We start from the raw sequence: 14,430 nt of genomic DNA on the forward strand, positions 1-14,430 counted from the left end.
CGCCATTTAGCTGAATCCTCGAATACCTGTTCTAAGATTCGGGCGTCGACTTGGGTAAATTCGATGCCACGTCTGGACATCACTACCTGTGCTACTTCAAAAGCCTTATCGGTTTTATAGGTAGTCATCCCGGCACTGCCACCCCAGCTGAAGCTAGGGATAAAATTTCGCGGAAAACCACTTCCGAAGATATTGGCACTCACACCTACCACCGTCCCCGTATTGAACATGGTATTGATCCCGCATTTGCTGTGATCGCCCATCATAAGGCCACAAAACTGCAGTCCGGTGCGGGCAAACTTCTCTGTATCGTAATCCCATAAACGCACCTCGGCATAATTGTTCTTTAAATTGGAATTGTTGGTATCGGCTCCCAGATTACACCATTCACCAATGACCGAATTCCCTAAAAACCCATCGTGTCCCTTGTTGGAATAGCCAAATATCACCGAATTGTTCACTTCCCCTCCTACCTTGCTATACGGACCAATGGTAGTCCCACTGTAAATCTTGGCACTCATTTTTACGGTGGCACCTTCACATAGGGCGAAGGGACCGCGTATCATACCGCCTTCCATGATCTCGGAATTCTTTCCTATATAAATAGGTCCGTCCGTTGCGTTTAGCGAACACAGCGGCAATTTTGCACCTGCTTCAATAAAAATTTGCTCCTTATTAAAGGCCGGTGTCATTTCAGGAATAGGTTGTGATGTACGACCTTTTGTAATCCATTCGAAATCGCGTTTAATAGCCTCGTGATTCTTAGAAAAGATGTCCCAGGTATGTTCAATGCGCAATATATCATCGTCCTTATATTGTATCTTCTTATAGTGTTCGAAATCTACTTCTTGTCCTTCCGAAGCGGAAAATGCAATAGGTTCTTCTTCTAGAAAAATGGCCTCATCGGCCTGTAATCCTTTTACCAAATCGACCAAGTTTTCAGAGGGTAAAAACGAGGCGTTAATCAATACATTCTCGGCCATCTCTACCATGGGGTATTTTTCCTCCAAATAGGCTTCGGTTACCGTCGTGGTGGTGCTGCCCAACATCTGTTCCCACTTCTCACGAATGGTCAGGATACCAATGCGAATATCGGCTACCGGGCGCGTAAACGTAAAAGGAAGTAGTTGGTTGCGTACATTACCATCGAAAAGGATGTAATTCATATAAATACTATTCAGGATTGACTATTCAGTAAATATACTAAAGAAGTTTAGCTTGCCGTAAAAAGTTTGGGCAAAAAAAAACCTCCGATTTCTCGGAGGTCTGCAACTATATTATAGTTTAACTACTATTCTTCTGACTTTTCTTCTTTCTTGTCTTCTTTCTTGAATTTCGCATACTTGTTCTTGAACTTGTCAATACGTCCGGCAGTATCGATCAATTTAGATTTACCGGTATAGAAAGGATGAGAAGTTCTCGAAATTTCCAACTTCACCAAAGGATACTCAACACCATCTACTTCAATAGTCTCTTTTGTATCTGCAGTCGACTTACTTAAAAACACATCTTCGTTAGACATGTCCTTAAATGCTACTAGTCTATAATTTTCAGGGTGGATACCTTGTTTCATTTTCTTGTAATTTAAATACTTCTCGATTTTGAGTGTGCAAATTTAAGGATTATTACCAAATGCACAACAAAAATAATTACTTTTTTAAAGAAGGTCAAAAATAGGCATTATTTTGAAGTACCCCAATAAGATTCGCCTTTCGCAACGACATATGTAACGTTTTACTATCTTTGTTTACTAACTAACCGAACCAGCCTGCCATTATCGGCAAGCCAAAAAACTTCAACTCATGGAAACAAATAAAGCTTCTGTTAAAAAAATTGCCTTAAACTACGGGCTCATCTTGGCATTATCCTCTATTGTATTGTCTGTTATTGTGTATGTAATGGGCATGCATATGGAACAACCCTGGTGGCAATCGGTACTTAGTTTTCTTATTATGACGACCGTGATTGTTTACGGGTTAAAAGCCTTTAAAAAGGAAGGCGACGGGTTTTTAACTTTGGGAGATGCAATAAAAACCGGATTAGCAATTTCGTTGGTTGCAGGAATCGTGGGATCGATATTTACCTATCTTTTTGTAACCGTAATCGAACCCGATTTTGTGGTGCAGATGTTGGAGGTTACCCGTGAAAAAATGATCACGGACAACCCCCAAATGACCGAGGAACAATTAGAGGTGGCTATGAACATGACAGAAAAGTTTATGAGCCCAATGATGATGACTGCTTTCGGACTTATAGCCAGTCTTTTCTTCGGATTTATAATTTCACTAATTGCCGGTTTAATCATGAAACAAAATCGTCCGGAAACTTATTAGAAAATTCAATTAATGCAGCTATCTATCGTCATTCCTCTTCTCAACGAGGAAGAGTCCATTAACGAGTTATACCATTGGATTGCAAATGTCATGCAGTCCAATGGTTTTTTATACGAATTAATCTTTATAGACGATGGCAGTACCGATGGTTCGTGGGAGGTAATTCAAGATCTCACCCAAAAGCACAACGAAGTGAAAGCCATTCGCTTTTTGAAGAACTTCGGAAAATCACAAGCGCTACACGCAGGGTTTGCCAAAGCCTCCGGTGATGTTGTCATCACCATGGATGCCGATCTTCAGGACAATCCTGAAGAGATTCCCGAATTGTACAAAATGATCATAAACGATGGATACGACCTGGTTTCGGGTTGGAAAAAGAAGCGCTACGATTCGGTGGTTTCTAAAAATCTACCCTCCAAACTCTTCAATTTTGCAGCGAGAAAAACATCGGGTGTTAAATTACACGACTTTAACTGCGGACTAAAGGCGTATAGGAATGACCTGGTAAAATCCATTGAAGTAACCGGTGAAATGCACCGCTATATTCCCGTGCTTGCAAAAAATGCGGGCTTCGATGCGATTGGTGAAAAAATAGTCCAACACCAGGCACGGAAATACGGCAACACCAAGTTTGGTGCCGAACGCTTTGTTCGCGGCTTTCTCGACCTTATTACCATTTGGTTTTTGTCGCGTTTTGGCAAACGCCCTATGCATTTATTTGGCGCCTGGGGAGCGGTGATGCTCTTTGTTGGCTTTTGCTTTGCAGCCTATTTGGGAGTGGACAAACTGTTTATAAACCCATCGGGACGACTTATTACAGAACGTCCTCAATTTTACATTGCGCTTACGGCTATGATATTGGGAACCCAATTGTTCCTCGCCGGATTTTTAGGTGAACTACTGCTCCGCAACAAGAAAGACCAACAGAATTACATCGTTAAAGAAGAGCAAAACTTCGGTTAATAACCGCCAAGATTCTTTATTTTTGCAGCAGTGTACCACTTGTAGTAGTGTTTAATTTTACTGAATGATTTACGTAGATCCTAAAACCCTAGAACGCGTCAACCAATGGCTTACTCCCCATTTTGACCAAGACACCCAACATCGAATTAAAGAAATGATCGCCTACGATCCCGAAGGATTGGAAGACAGTTTTTATAAGAATCTGGAATTTGGTACAGGTGGTATGCGCGGGATCATGGGGCTTGGCGACAATCGCATCAATAAATACACGCTGGGAAAAAACACCCAAGGGCTTTCAAATTATTTAAAGCAGCAATTTCCGAAGCAACCAATTAAAGTGGCGATCGCATATGACTGCCGCCATAATAGTAAAGAACTTGCCAAGGTGGTCGCCGATGTATTTTCGGCCAACGATATCAAGGTTTTTTTATTTTCCGATTTACGCCCCACTCCGGAGCTTTCCTTTGCGGTTAAATATCTGGGATGTCAATGCGGCATTGTGCTAACAGCCTCTCACAATCCGCCCGAATACAACGGCTATAAGGTGTATTGGGAAGATGGTGGCCAATTGGTACCGCCTCAGGATGGTGAAATAATTGCTGAAATAAATGCCCTAGACTATTCGGATGTAAACTTCAAGGCAAACGAAAACCTGATTGAACTCATTGATTCGGAAGTAGATACAGCCTTCGCTGAAGCTTCGGTTAAAAACGGCAGCTTTGAGACCTCACAATCGGCTAAAGACGCTTTGAAAATAGTATTTACATCCTTACATGGAACTTCCATTACCATGGTTCCGAAGGTATTGGAAAAAGCGGGATATAAGAACCTAAGTCTCGTAGCGGAGCAAGCCATACCCGACGGAGACTTTCCAACGGTCAAATCGCCCAATCCCGAAGAACCCGAAGCCTTGCGAATGGCAATGGAACTGGCAGATAAAGAACAGGCAGATATTGTAATTGGCACCGACCCCGATTGTGATCGATTGGGAATAGCCGTGAGAGATACCAACGGCAAATTGGTTTTGCTCAGTGGCAATCAGGCCATGGCGATCAAAACTTATTTTCTGTTGGAACAATGGAAAAAAGCGGGAAAATTAAACGGAAGGCAGTTTATTGCTTCTACCATAGTGTCGACACCCATGATTGCACAGATCGCGGCAAAATTTGGGGTTGCTTATAAAGAAGGGCTCACCGGCTTTAAATGGATTGCCAAAATGGTAAAGGATTTCCCAGAACTGGAGTTTATAGGTGGTGGAGAAGAAAGTTTCGGTTATATGGTGGGTCATTTTGTACGAGATAAAGACGCGGTAACTGCTACCCTCTTGGCCTGTGAGATCGCCGCTCAGAAAAAGGCGAACGGAAGTAGTTTATATGAATATTTGCAAGAAATATATTCGGAAGTAGGATATTACAAAGAACATTTGGTTTCTTTGGTAAAGAAAGGAAAGCAGGGAGCTGAAGAAATCACCGAAATGATGAAGGAGCTTCGGGCCAATCCACTTGCTGAAATCGCAGGAAATCAGGTAGTTCGGGTGGAAGATTTTCAATCGGGTATTGCAAAGAATACCATTGAAGGAACTTCCGAAGCCATCGCTATTCCCAAGTCGAATGTGCTTATCTATTATACCGAAGACGGTAGTAAGATAGCCGCCCGACCTAGTGGTACGGAACCGAAAATTAAATTCTATATTAGTGTGCATTCAAAATTGATCGACGAGGCCTTGCTTCAGAAAAAAATAGAGCAAATAATCGCATCCCTAAACATAAGCTAGTGACGTATTTCAGAAAAATATTAAAATATGCAACGCCCTATAAAGGATACGCCTGGCTCAATATTATTTCGAACATTTTTTATGCCCTCTTCGGAACCTTGGCGATGATCTCCCTGTTTCCAATGCTTTCGGTCTTGTTCGACAATACCAAAAGATTGGATATAAAACCGGTTTGGACCGGCATTGCCGATGCCAAAGAGTATATCGAGAACTATCTCAATTATTTTGTGACACAAAAGGCCAATGAAGGCACAGACGACGTGCTTATTTTTATGGTAATTTTGGTAATCGCCATGTTTTTGCTGAAAAACCTGTTCAGCTATCTGGCCATGTTCTTTATTACATTTCTTCGGAATGGCGTGTTAAAAGACCTTCGGAACGACCTGTATAAAAAAACGATCGACCTTCCGGTATCGTTCTATTCTGAAAAAAGAAAGGGAGATACTATAGCACGTCTAACGAGTGATGTTTTGGAAATACAACATTCGTTTCTTTCTATATTGGAATTGATCGTTCGGGAACCCTTAACGATTCTTTTCGCCATAGTGGCCATGCTGATTATAAGTGTGAAACTCACCATCTTTGTTTTTATTTTTATCCCTATTTCCGGATTTATCATCTCCCGAATTGGAAAAAGCTTGAAAAGTCATAGTGACAAGGTGCAAAAAGAACAGGGATTTTTTCTTTCAATTTTGGAGGAGACCCTAGGCGGACTTAAAATTATAAAAGGTTTTAATGCCGAAGGAATTTTTACAAATCGCTTTAAGGAATCTACCAATCGCTTCTTTAAATTCTCCAACTCCTTGTTAAATCGGCAGAATCTGGCCTCACCTACCAGTGAATTTCTGGGAATCGTGGTGATCTCTATACTGTTGTGGTACGGCGGACAAATGGTGTTGGTGGAAAAGTCACTTCAGCCCGAACTGTTTATCGTCTATATGGGCTTGGCCTATCAAATCCTCACCCCTGCCAAGGCCATCAGTAAGGCGAGCTACGGAGTGAAAAAAGGAAATGCAGCAGCAGAACGTGTTTTAGAGATTCTTGAGACCGAATCGTCCATTAAGGATACTCCGAACGCAATAGTCAAAGAAGGTTTTTCTGAAGAAATTACTATCAACAATATTTCGTTTAAGTATGAAGAGGACTGGATTCTTAAAGATTTCTCATTAAACGTTCCCAAAGGTCATACGGTGGCATTGGTTGGACAAAGTGGCAGCGGAAAGAGCACCATTGCCAATTTGGTCACGCGATTTTATGATGTAAACAAAGGAAGTATTTCGATTGATGGTATTGATATTAGGGAGATGACACAACATTCCTTACGAAGCCTCCTAGGCTTGGTCACTCAAGATTCTATTCTTTTTAATGATACCGTAAAAGGCAATTTGCTGGTCGCCAAGGAAGGCGCAAGCGATGAAGAACTCGTTGCTGCACTAAAAGTAGCCAATGCATGGGAGTTTGTTAATCAGCTGCCAAAAGGGATGGATACCAATATCGGTGACAGCGGCAATAAACTCAGTGGCGGACAGAAACAGCGTTTGAGCATAGCGAGAGCGGTGTTAAAAAATCCACCTATCATGATTCTCGATGAAGCAACATCGGCTCTGGATACCGAAAGTGAACGATTGGTTCAGGAGGCGTTGGAGAATATGATGAAAAACCGAACTTCCATAGTGATAGCGCACCGGCTATCCACCATCCAAAATGCCGACACCATCGTGGTATTGTCCAATGGCAAAATCGTTGAGCAGGGAAAACACAAAGAGTTACTCGATAAAAAAGGCGTCTATTACAATCTTGTAGAAATGCAGTCATTTGCATAAAAAGAAAAAGAGCGATTTGGGGCACCGCTCTTTCACTTTTTTGTCACCGCATTTGGGGCACGCGGCAACAGTTTTTACATAAGTATGAGTCAAATATATAGTTAACAATTCAATTAACCAAATAAATTTTACATTTTATCTATAAAGTATGCACTTTATCGATGTTTTTCTTGATAAAAGTTAATGTTTTTCCTACAAATATTATGTAATTTGCAGCTGAATATTGGGTATAAAAAAAACGGACCAGCCCCCGCTTAGGTCCGTTTTAGTGCGTTCTTATTACAGTTGGGGCTAATAATAAAGAACATATACATAAGAAGTATTTGATAAAAGTAGTAAAATTTTTCCTACAAAAAAATATTTTTAGCATTTAATCTTTCTTTTATGTATTTCGTCGATGTTTTTTAACTTTTTTAGTCGAAATAAATACATTTCTTATAGGTGCAATTAAACCTTATCGCCAGAAAAAAGTCATATATTTAAAAAAAATGGAAGGTGGTTGAAGAGCAATCCTTAGTTATTTCTTTACAATCTGAAACACATCGGGAAGCGGCATTTAGCGAATTGGTTTCCCAGTATAAGGAACGCCTGTATTGGCACATCCGAAAGATAGTGTTGGATCATGATGATGCTGACGATGTGCTGCAAAATACATTCATAAAGATTTTTAGAAATATCAGTGCATTCAAAGGTGATAGTAAGCTCTATACCTGGATGTACCGTATTGCCACCAACGAAGCCCTTACCTTTATCAATAAGAGAGCTAAAAGAGCAAATGTTTCGGTAGAAGAAGTAAAGAATCACGCAATTGACAATCTGAAAAGTGACGTATACTTTGACGGAGCCGAAATTCAGTTGAAACTACAGCGCGCAATTGCCACTTTACCACCAAGGCAGCAGCTTATTTTTAATATGAAGTACTTTGACGATATTACCTATGAGGATCTTTCAGAAATATTGGACACCTCGGTAGGCGGACTAAAAAGCAGCTACCACATTGCGTCACAAAAAATTAAGTCCTTTTTGGAAAGCGATAAAACCTTTTAACACATTTTGAGTCAAAAAAAAGAATGAGCAATACAGGAGATACATACAAACACGGTTTTAAAACACCCGATGGGTATTTTGAAGATTTCGAGGCAAGGGTTTTCGACGAATCGTCTATTTCGAAACTCCCGGATACATCCGGATTCAAAGTCCCGGACGGTTATTTCGAAGCTTTTGATGCCGCCAAATTGCTTACTGTAGCATCGGCTAAAGAGTCACCCAAGGTGATTCAACTATTCCGCAACAACTATGTTCGATATACTGCTGCCATCGCGGCCAGTGTTCTCCTAATCCTTAGTATAGTGCGTGATAATACTTCAGGGATTGGATCCATAGATGATATTGAATTGACAGCAATTTCAGAATACATCGAAGACGAAGATGTAGACTTTGATACCTTCGATGTGATCGCACTGCTACAAGACGAAGAACTCACAAATTTAAATACGCAAAACCAATATGTAACAGATGAAATTCTCGAAGCCTATCTGTTGGAAGCTTTGGACGATGCAACCTTATTAACCGAATGATGATGAAAAAATTAATGCTTATTATACTTTTGGTCGGCACCCCGCTGGTAGCCCAAGAGAACAGACATGAAAAAATAAAAGCACTGAAAAGAGCGCATATTACAGAAACCCTGAGTTTATCGCCTTCTGAAGCCGAAAAATTCTGGCCGGTGTACAATGTATATGAAGACCGAATGCATACACTAAAAAGATCGGAACGTAAGGAGTTAGGCATTTTTAAAGATGAATCACTTGAGTCTATGACCGATGCCGAAGCCAATACACTCATCGACAAGATCATGGAACTAAAGAGTCAGGAAGTGCAATACCGACATGAATTAATAACCGATCTTCGGAAAGTGCTACCCCCTAAAAAAATTATTCTGCTAAAAAAGGCGGAAGACGACTTTAAAAGGCAGCTTTTAAAACAGATTAGACAACGAAAAGGAAAAAAATAACGGTTAGAATAGTGTACGATCGTTTAATGAATATCTTAAACGATTTGTGAGGAATGGGGCTCTTCGGAGCTCCATTTTATTTAAACAGTAGTTTTGATATTTTATTGGCTCCCGAAGCAAAGGCAACCGAATCGTTCACAAACTCGACAGCATAAAATCCTTCCGAAGATAATTCGGTCCATGTATCCCCCTGGTCATAACTATACGAAATACCCGGAGAACCTACCGCCACAATGCTCTTCCCCTCACTTCCGGGTACAAAACGTACAGAAGATCGATAACCCGGCCCTTTTCCATTGCTGAGAAGTTTCCACGTCTTACCCCCATTTTTAGTAATTGCTTTATTGCCCTCGTTAAAATCTTTGTCATCCCAATTTCCTCCAAAAATAACGCCTAGCGATTCGTTGTAAAAATCTACGCTGTAGATGCCGGTCATCACCTTGCCTTGAATGATTGGCGTCGCGTATACTTCCCAGGTCTTTCCTTTGTCCGGTGAATGAAAAACTCTCGCTTTCTTTCCACCCGAAACCATCCAAACATGATCTTGATAAAGGGCGAGGTTCGAATTACTCGCTGCAAAGGCTGCCTCTCCCTCCTCAACTTTCGGCAGTTTATCACAGGGTATTTTTTTCCAGGTGTTCCCTCCATCATTGGTTAGAATAACCGACAAGCAATCTTCGGTAGGGTCGCCCATAGCAATTCCATCTTTATCATTCCAAAAGTCCATAGCATCGTAAAAGACCCGTTGCCCTTCTTCCACATATACTTCTTCCATATGAGTTGCCTCATTACCGTCGAAATCTATTTTATACAATACCGCAGGATTGGCCACACTCAATACAAATACTGCGTCCTTAATAGTCGCAATCGCTCGAAAATGCAGTAACGAGTCTTCGTATTTAATCGTACCCAACTTGGGAGTGGTTCCATCGATAAGTCCTACCCTACCCGAATTTGCCGCAAACCAAACCCTATTTTCATCCATAGGAGCTATGGCTCTAATGCTTAAACTATCTGTATAAACAGGTGTTATTTCAACTCTGGTGAATTCCTTGGCAGGATTCTTACCGCATCCAATTATCAACGAAAGTATAAGTAGTACAAGGCTTATTCGCATGAGAAAAAATTTTGTCAAAAGTAATCAAAACTATTCATAGCGATTGTAATACCTTTGCAGTCAATTTTAGTAGACTGAAAAACATCTGTTTGGTGGATTTCAATTTCCGATAACAAAACAAAAAATGCAGACTAAACTTCACCGCAATTTGGTATTTGCGACCGTAGATTCACTTGATCTCATCTTTAACGAAAAGAAACAGGCCGACAAGGTCTTAAGAGGTACTTTAAAAAGAGACAAGCGATGGGGATCTCGAGATCGCAGTTTTATTGCTGAAACGACCTATGATATTGTTCGTTGGAAGCGATTATACGCCGAAATTGCTGAAGTGAAGGAACCGTTTGACCGTCCTAACCTATTCCGGCTCTTTACGGTGTGGGCCACGCTCAATGGTATTAAACTACCCGATTGGAAACAATTGGAAGATACCCCCGTACGCCGCATCAAAGGTCGGTTTGACGAACTCTCAAAGATTCGGAAGTACAGAGAATCCATCCCCGATTGGTTGGATGAATTAGGCGAAAAGGAATTAGGAAAAAGATGGGATGCTGAAATTAGTGCATTAAATCAGTTAGCCGATGTCGTACTACGTGTTAACCCGTTGAAAGCTACTGTGGAACAAGTTCAGAATGAATTGAACGATCTGGAAATAGAGACTGAAACCATAGCAGGAGTCCCCCATGCCTTGAAGCTAAAAGAACGCGCCAATATCTTTTCTACCGAAGCCTTTAAAAATGGTTGGTTCGAGGTTCAAGATGCCTCCTCACAACTGGTGGCTCAATTATTAGATCCCAAGCCAGGGATGCGTGTGATCGATGCCTGTGCCGGTGCCGGAGGAAAGAGTTTGCATATTGCCGCCCTAATGGAAAACAAGGGACAAGTAATTTCCATGGATTTGTATGAAAACAAACTAAACGAGTTAAAACGCAGAGCACGCCGCAATGGGGCGTTCAACATTGAGACGCGCGTCATCGATTCTACCAAGGTGATAAAGAAATTGATCGAAAAGGCGGATAAGGTATTGATCGATGCCCCTTGTTCGGGTTTAGGTGTTTTAAAACGAAATCCGGATACCAAATGGAAAACGACACCCGATTTCCTTGAAAAAGTAACGCGGACGCAAGCCGAGTTATTGGATTCGTATTCGCGAATGGTAAAACCGGGCGGACAATTGGTGTATGCCACCTGTTCTATTTTACCTTCAGAAAACGACAAACAGGTAAAGGCTTTCCTGAAGCGTGATTCGGGTAAAGAATTTGATCTGATAAAAGACAAAAAGGTATGGCCCAGTGAGTCGGGCTTTGATGGGTTTTATATGGCCTTACTTCAGAAAAAAGAATCGTAACCATTTCCTTTTACTACAAAACAAAAAGAGCGGCTTTCCAGCCGCTCTTTTCATCTTTAAATCCTAAAATTATTTAACAATAATTCTTCCGGTTTTGAAAGACGTAGTGGTTTGTCCACCAATCTTTATTAAATAAACACCGCTAGAGACTTTAGACATATCCAAACTCATTCGATAGGCACCATCGTTTCGTGGCACTCTCTTATTAAAAGCTAATTCCTGTCCTAGTACATTGTAAACACCTAGATAAACACCACCATCAAAACTAGTCTTTAAAACGACCTCAAACTGATTGTTAGGCAAGGAAACAATGTTTAAATCTGATTCAGAAATAGCAATGTCTTCCAATCCGAGGTCTCCAATATTAGCAGAGTAATCTTCTGTTTCACCGTATTGAGTTTCCTCACAAGGATCGTTAGGAACAGGTGCTTGCCAGTTCGACTTGGCTCGCATTCTGTGTTGTCCGAAGGCAGCATTAGCTGGTATGATTAAATCCACTGTTACGGTATAGGAACCGGAAGCCTGTCCGGGAGCTATCACGAAATTTGGTACCACTACCTCGTCATTTGTAAAGGTAAAATCGTCATTAAAATCAATCCAAACCTTTACGTTCTGATCTCCATATCCTGTTGTAAATGTAATATCGTAAGTCCCTCCTGCTCCTAAATTGGCTACTTGGGCAGTAAAATCACCATATCCTTCACAACCGGAAACATTATTAATTTCGGCAATAGAAACCAATTGGAATCCATCTCCGAAAGAACAATCCATCTGTGGTTGACATAATACATTTTCGATTACTGCAGTGGCCTCATCGTTAGTTGCATCCATATCACCTCCTAAGGCAGTAGAAACACTTACGTTATAGGTTCCTAAGGCTGAGAAATCGGCTGTAGTTGCAAAATCAAAGCTTATTTCTTCTTCCGCAAGGATTGGACCGGCAAAGGTTTCCACTACCGGAGTCCCGCCATCGATCACATACTGTACATCAAAATTTGATTGTGTTGCAGCACCATAATTCTTTAAAGTAACTGAGATTGTTTCCGCATTGCTCAAACCCGACCCCGATACCGGAGCTGTAATTTCAAGGGCTCCAACGTCATTAGCCAATAAATGCGTAACATTCTTTGTAAACGGGTCATTGGCAGCAAATTCATCTCCTGCCAAATTAGTTCTCGCTTCAATAGCATAGGTCTGTCCTGATGTAGATAGATCTACTGTTTGGGCAAACGTATAGGTTTCGACAGAATTAGCAGCTACAGGTCCTGTAAACACTTCAGAAGCCACTAAATTTCCATCAACACGAAGTTCAACAGGAATATTAGACTGTGGTGCCGATCCAAAATTACGGATACTTACTTCAACCGTTTCGGCATTTGTTAAAATCCCATTGGAAGGTTGTGCAATATTGCTAACACCCACATCGGCAGTAAATCCTCCAGAAAGTGAAAAAGAGGCAATTTGCGTTCTCCATTGATTGTTGGAAGAAAAATAATCTCCCGTATACCAGAACGTAAAATTGTCCGGATCCATAGTCATATGCGAATAATCACCATATCTATTACTATTAGTTCGTACTCCGGGGCCGTCAATAATTGTTGTTTCGGCCAGCGTCATTTGCCCTAAAGGGTCACCATCGAAACGACCGGTGTATCTTAATGAAACCGCCAAGGTGGTACTTGCTGTTGTATAGGCTAAACCTATATTTCCAGCCGCATCCATTGCGGAGCTACTCATTACGCGACTGTGTCCATCCGCTATTGAATACGTTCCTTCTTGAAAAATGACCCAAGGATTTACCGCATCGTTGCGTAATTCAATCCATCGAATTCCACCTGTTTCGTTCGCATCAATAAAGGTATTGAAGGTAATTAACCAAGAATTATGAGAGCCAAAACTTCGATAGTTGGCAGCAAATGAAATAATTCCACCATGACCGGCAAGTCTTTGCGCAGTGCCCGGTTGATGGATTGATCCATTCCCATTTCCAAATAATTCTCCAGCGTCAAACGGATCGGTTGTAATTTCTAAGGGTGCCGAGATGGTTGAATTCCCAACAGTTCCCCAGTCCATATCAATTTCCCAAACTTTTAAGTGATCAAATGAAACGCCATTCCATGCATCATCCTGCAAATACGTAATATACCCTGGCGTATTTGGATCAATCGTAGTTCCTAATAGGTTTGCTGGTTCCGGACTTTTTACTTGATTTGGATTAACCACTACACCCGGCAAATTAAAAATGAGTATTTGAGGATTAGCTCCTCCTGCCAACATCACGTCGCGTTCCATTACAAATCCCTGTGTGGTTTGTCCATTCAAATTTACGGTACCATAGTAACCGTCATGCCAAACACCGTAGTGTGGGTAATCTGGGAAACCGCTAAATTGATATTGCCAAACATTATAAGCACCGGTTGGATCGCTTGTTTCAGAAACTCCAATCGCTAGTGAGTTATTTAATGCCCCAAACTCACTTACAACCCATCGGTCTGCCAATTGATCGTATAATACGATAGGATCACCGTTATTAGACGGAATTCCTAGGAATGCTGATAAGCTTACGGGACCTACCAATAAGGTTCCTGTTTTATCAAAAATTTTCACAAGTGAGTTTACAGAGTGGACATAATGGGCTGGACCCACGGCTCCTGTAGGATCGGGAGGAAAAAATCCTGATTCGGAGGCAGAAGCTCCAATAAAGTTTTGCTCTAGCGGAAAGGCTTCAATTTGCCCTGGTTCTGTTTGTAAATTTTGAATAACCGTTGTGGTGTTATTCGCTTCTTGTTGTGTGTTCGACTCATTAGGAACCATAGTCATGGCCTTGGGGTCGTGGAACTCGGCTGTCATGACAGGAAAGTCACGAAGTGGGATGGTTTTTCCAATAAAGGTACCTACGATTATTTCGGTAGGTGGATAAGCTTCCTGAGCTGTAAGTCCGAGACTACAAATTAGCCCTAGGGCCAATAGTACATTTTTTAGTTTCATGTTAAATGATTTAGTTTTTGATGATTAGAAGCGACAAGATACGCGAATAATTTAATTCAAAACCTACAAAAGT

The 14,430-nt window shown here is 41.2% G+C and carries 12 protein-coding genes; 8 read left to right on the plus strand and 4 right to left on the minus strand.

Going from position 1 to position 14,430, the window contains the following annotated elements:
* Together K8F54_RS11925 and K8F54_RS11930 are read right to left on the minus strand one after the other, a co-directional pair.
* On the minus strand, positions 1 to 1,166 hold a 1,166-nt coding region (locus K8F54_RS11925; protein WP_290791245.1), incomplete at its 3' end, for a GlmU family protein.
* A 125-nt stretch (positions 1,167 to 1,291) separates the two neighbouring features.
* Positions 1,292 to 1,573 (minus strand): type B 50S ribosomal protein L31, encoded by a 282-nt coding sequence (locus K8F54_RS11930; RefSeq protein ID WP_290791247.1) that lies wholly within the window; start codon positions 1,571 to 1,573, stop codon positions 1,292 to 1,294.
* Positions 1,574 to 1,802: 229 nt separating this feature from the next.
* Here K8F54_RS11930 and K8F54_RS11935 point away from each other — a divergent pair, with 229 nt between their 5' ends.
* From K8F54_RS11935 to K8F54_RS11965, 7 genes are all read left to right on the plus strand, one after another.
* Positions 1,803 to 2,333: a DUF4199 domain-containing protein gene (locus K8F54_RS11935; protein WP_290791249.1), complete on the plus strand. Its 531-nt coding sequence runs from the start codon at positions 1,803 to 1,805 to the stop codon at positions 2,331 to 2,333.
* Positions 2,334 to 2,345: 12 nt separating this feature from the next.
* Entirely contained in the window at positions 2,346 to 3,296 is a 951-nt protein-coding gene (locus K8F54_RS11940) for a glycosyltransferase family 2 protein (RefSeq protein ID WP_290791251.1), read from the plus strand.
* A 64-nt stretch (positions 3,297 to 3,360) separates the two neighbouring features.
* The gene (locus K8F54_RS11945; RefSeq protein WP_290791253.1) at positions 3,361 to 5,070 is read left to right on the plus strand and encodes a phospho-sugar mutase; all 1,710 of its coding nucleotides are present in this window, start codon (positions 3,361 to 3,363) and stop codon (positions 5,068 to 5,070) included.
* Positions 5,070 to 6,893 carry an ABC transporter ATP-binding protein gene (locus K8F54_RS11950; RefSeq protein ID WP_290791255.1) on the plus strand — a complete coding sequence of 608 codons (1,824 nt, stop codon included), beginning with the start codon at positions 5,070 to 5,072 and terminating at the stop codon, positions 6,891 to 6,893. Before K8F54_RS11945 ends, K8F54_RS11950 begins: the two co-directional genes overlap by 1 nt.
* Positions 6,894 to 7,388: 495 nt before the next feature.
* Positions 7,389 to 7,940: an RNA polymerase sigma factor gene (locus K8F54_RS11955; RefSeq protein WP_290791257.1), complete on the plus strand. Its 552-nt coding sequence runs from the start codon at positions 7,389 to 7,391 to the stop codon at positions 7,938 to 7,940.
* 23 nt (positions 7,941 to 7,963) lie between these two features.
* On the plus strand, positions 7,964 to 8,470 hold the full coding sequence (locus tag K8F54_RS11960; protein WP_290791259.1) for a hypothetical protein: 507 nt from the start codon (positions 7,964 to 7,966) through the stop codon (positions 8,468 to 8,470).
* A 2-nt stretch (positions 8,471 to 8,472) separates the two neighbouring features.
* Positions 8,473 to 8,907, plus strand: a complete 435-nt coding sequence (locus tag K8F54_RS11965) for a hypothetical protein (protein ID WP_290791261.1) — start codon at positions 8,473 to 8,475, stop codon at positions 8,905 to 8,907.
* Between the two features lie 76 nt (positions 8,908 to 8,983).
* Here the strand turns inward: K8F54_RS11965 and K8F54_RS11970 are convergent, their stop codons facing one another.
* Positions 8,984 to 10,024, minus strand: a complete 1,041-nt coding sequence (locus K8F54_RS11970) for an oxidoreductase (RefSeq protein WP_290791263.1) — start codon at positions 10,022 to 10,024, stop codon at positions 8,984 to 8,986.
* A gap of 124 nt (positions 10,025 to 10,148) precedes the next feature.
* On the opposite strand from K8F54_RS11970, the gene K8F54_RS11975 reads away from it, so the two are divergent.
* Complete coding sequence (locus K8F54_RS11975) at positions 10,149 to 11,369, plus strand: methyltransferase domain-containing protein (protein WP_290791265.1); 1,221 nt, start codon at positions 10,149 to 10,151, stop codon at positions 11,367 to 11,369.
* Positions 11,370 to 11,438: 69 nt separating this feature from the next.
* On the opposite strand, the gene K8F54_RS11980 is transcribed toward K8F54_RS11975, so the two are convergent.
* Entirely contained in the window at positions 11,439 to 14,357 is a 2,919-nt protein-coding gene (locus K8F54_RS11980) for a GEVED domain-containing protein (RefSeq protein WP_290791267.1), read from the minus strand.
* Positions 14,358 to 14,430: the final 73 nt, after the last annotated feature.

The sequence above is a fragment of the Altibacter sp. genome (assembly GCF_019913785.1).
Classification (GTDB): domain Bacteria; phylum Bacteroidota; class Bacteroidia; order Flavobacteriales; family Flavobacteriaceae; genus Altibacter.

What these genes read in the sequence shown, in the direction of transcription:
- K8F54_RS11935 (WP_290791249.1), top strand. Translation starts at nt 1,803, where the DNA reads ATGGAAACAAATAAAGCTTCTGTTAAAAAAATTGCCTTAAACTACGGG.
- K8F54_RS11960 (WP_290791259.1), top strand. Translation starts at nt 7,964, where the DNA reads ATGAGCAATACAGGAGATACATACAAACACGGTTTTAAAACACCCGAT.
- K8F54_RS11975 (WP_290791265.1), top strand. Translation starts at nt 10,149, where the DNA reads ATGCAGACTAAACTTCACCGCAATTTGGTATTTGCGACCGTAGATTCA.
- K8F54_RS11970 (WP_290791263.1), bottom strand. Translation starts at nt 10,024, where the DNA reads ATGCGAATAAGCCTTGTACTACTTATACTTTCGTTGATAATTGGATGC.
- K8F54_RS11980 (WP_290791267.1), bottom strand. Translation starts at nt 14,357, where the DNA reads ATGAAACTAAAAAATGTACTATTGGCCCTAGGGCTAATTTGTAGTCTC.
- K8F54_RS11945 (WP_290791253.1), top strand. Translation starts at nt 3,361, where the DNA reads ATGATTTACGTAGATCCTAAAACCCTAGAACGCGTCAACCAATGGCTT.
- K8F54_RS11940 (WP_290791251.1), top strand. Translation starts at nt 2,346, where the DNA reads ATGCAGCTATCTATCGTCATTCCTCTTCTCAACGAGGAAGAGTCCATT.
- K8F54_RS11965 (WP_290791261.1), top strand. Translation starts at nt 8,473, where the DNA reads ATGAAAAAATTAATGCTTATTATACTTTTGGTCGGCACCCCGCTGGTA.
- K8F54_RS11930 (WP_290791247.1), bottom strand. Translation starts at nt 1,573, where the DNA reads ATGAAACAAGGTATCCACCCTGAAAATTATAGACTAGTAGCATTTAAG.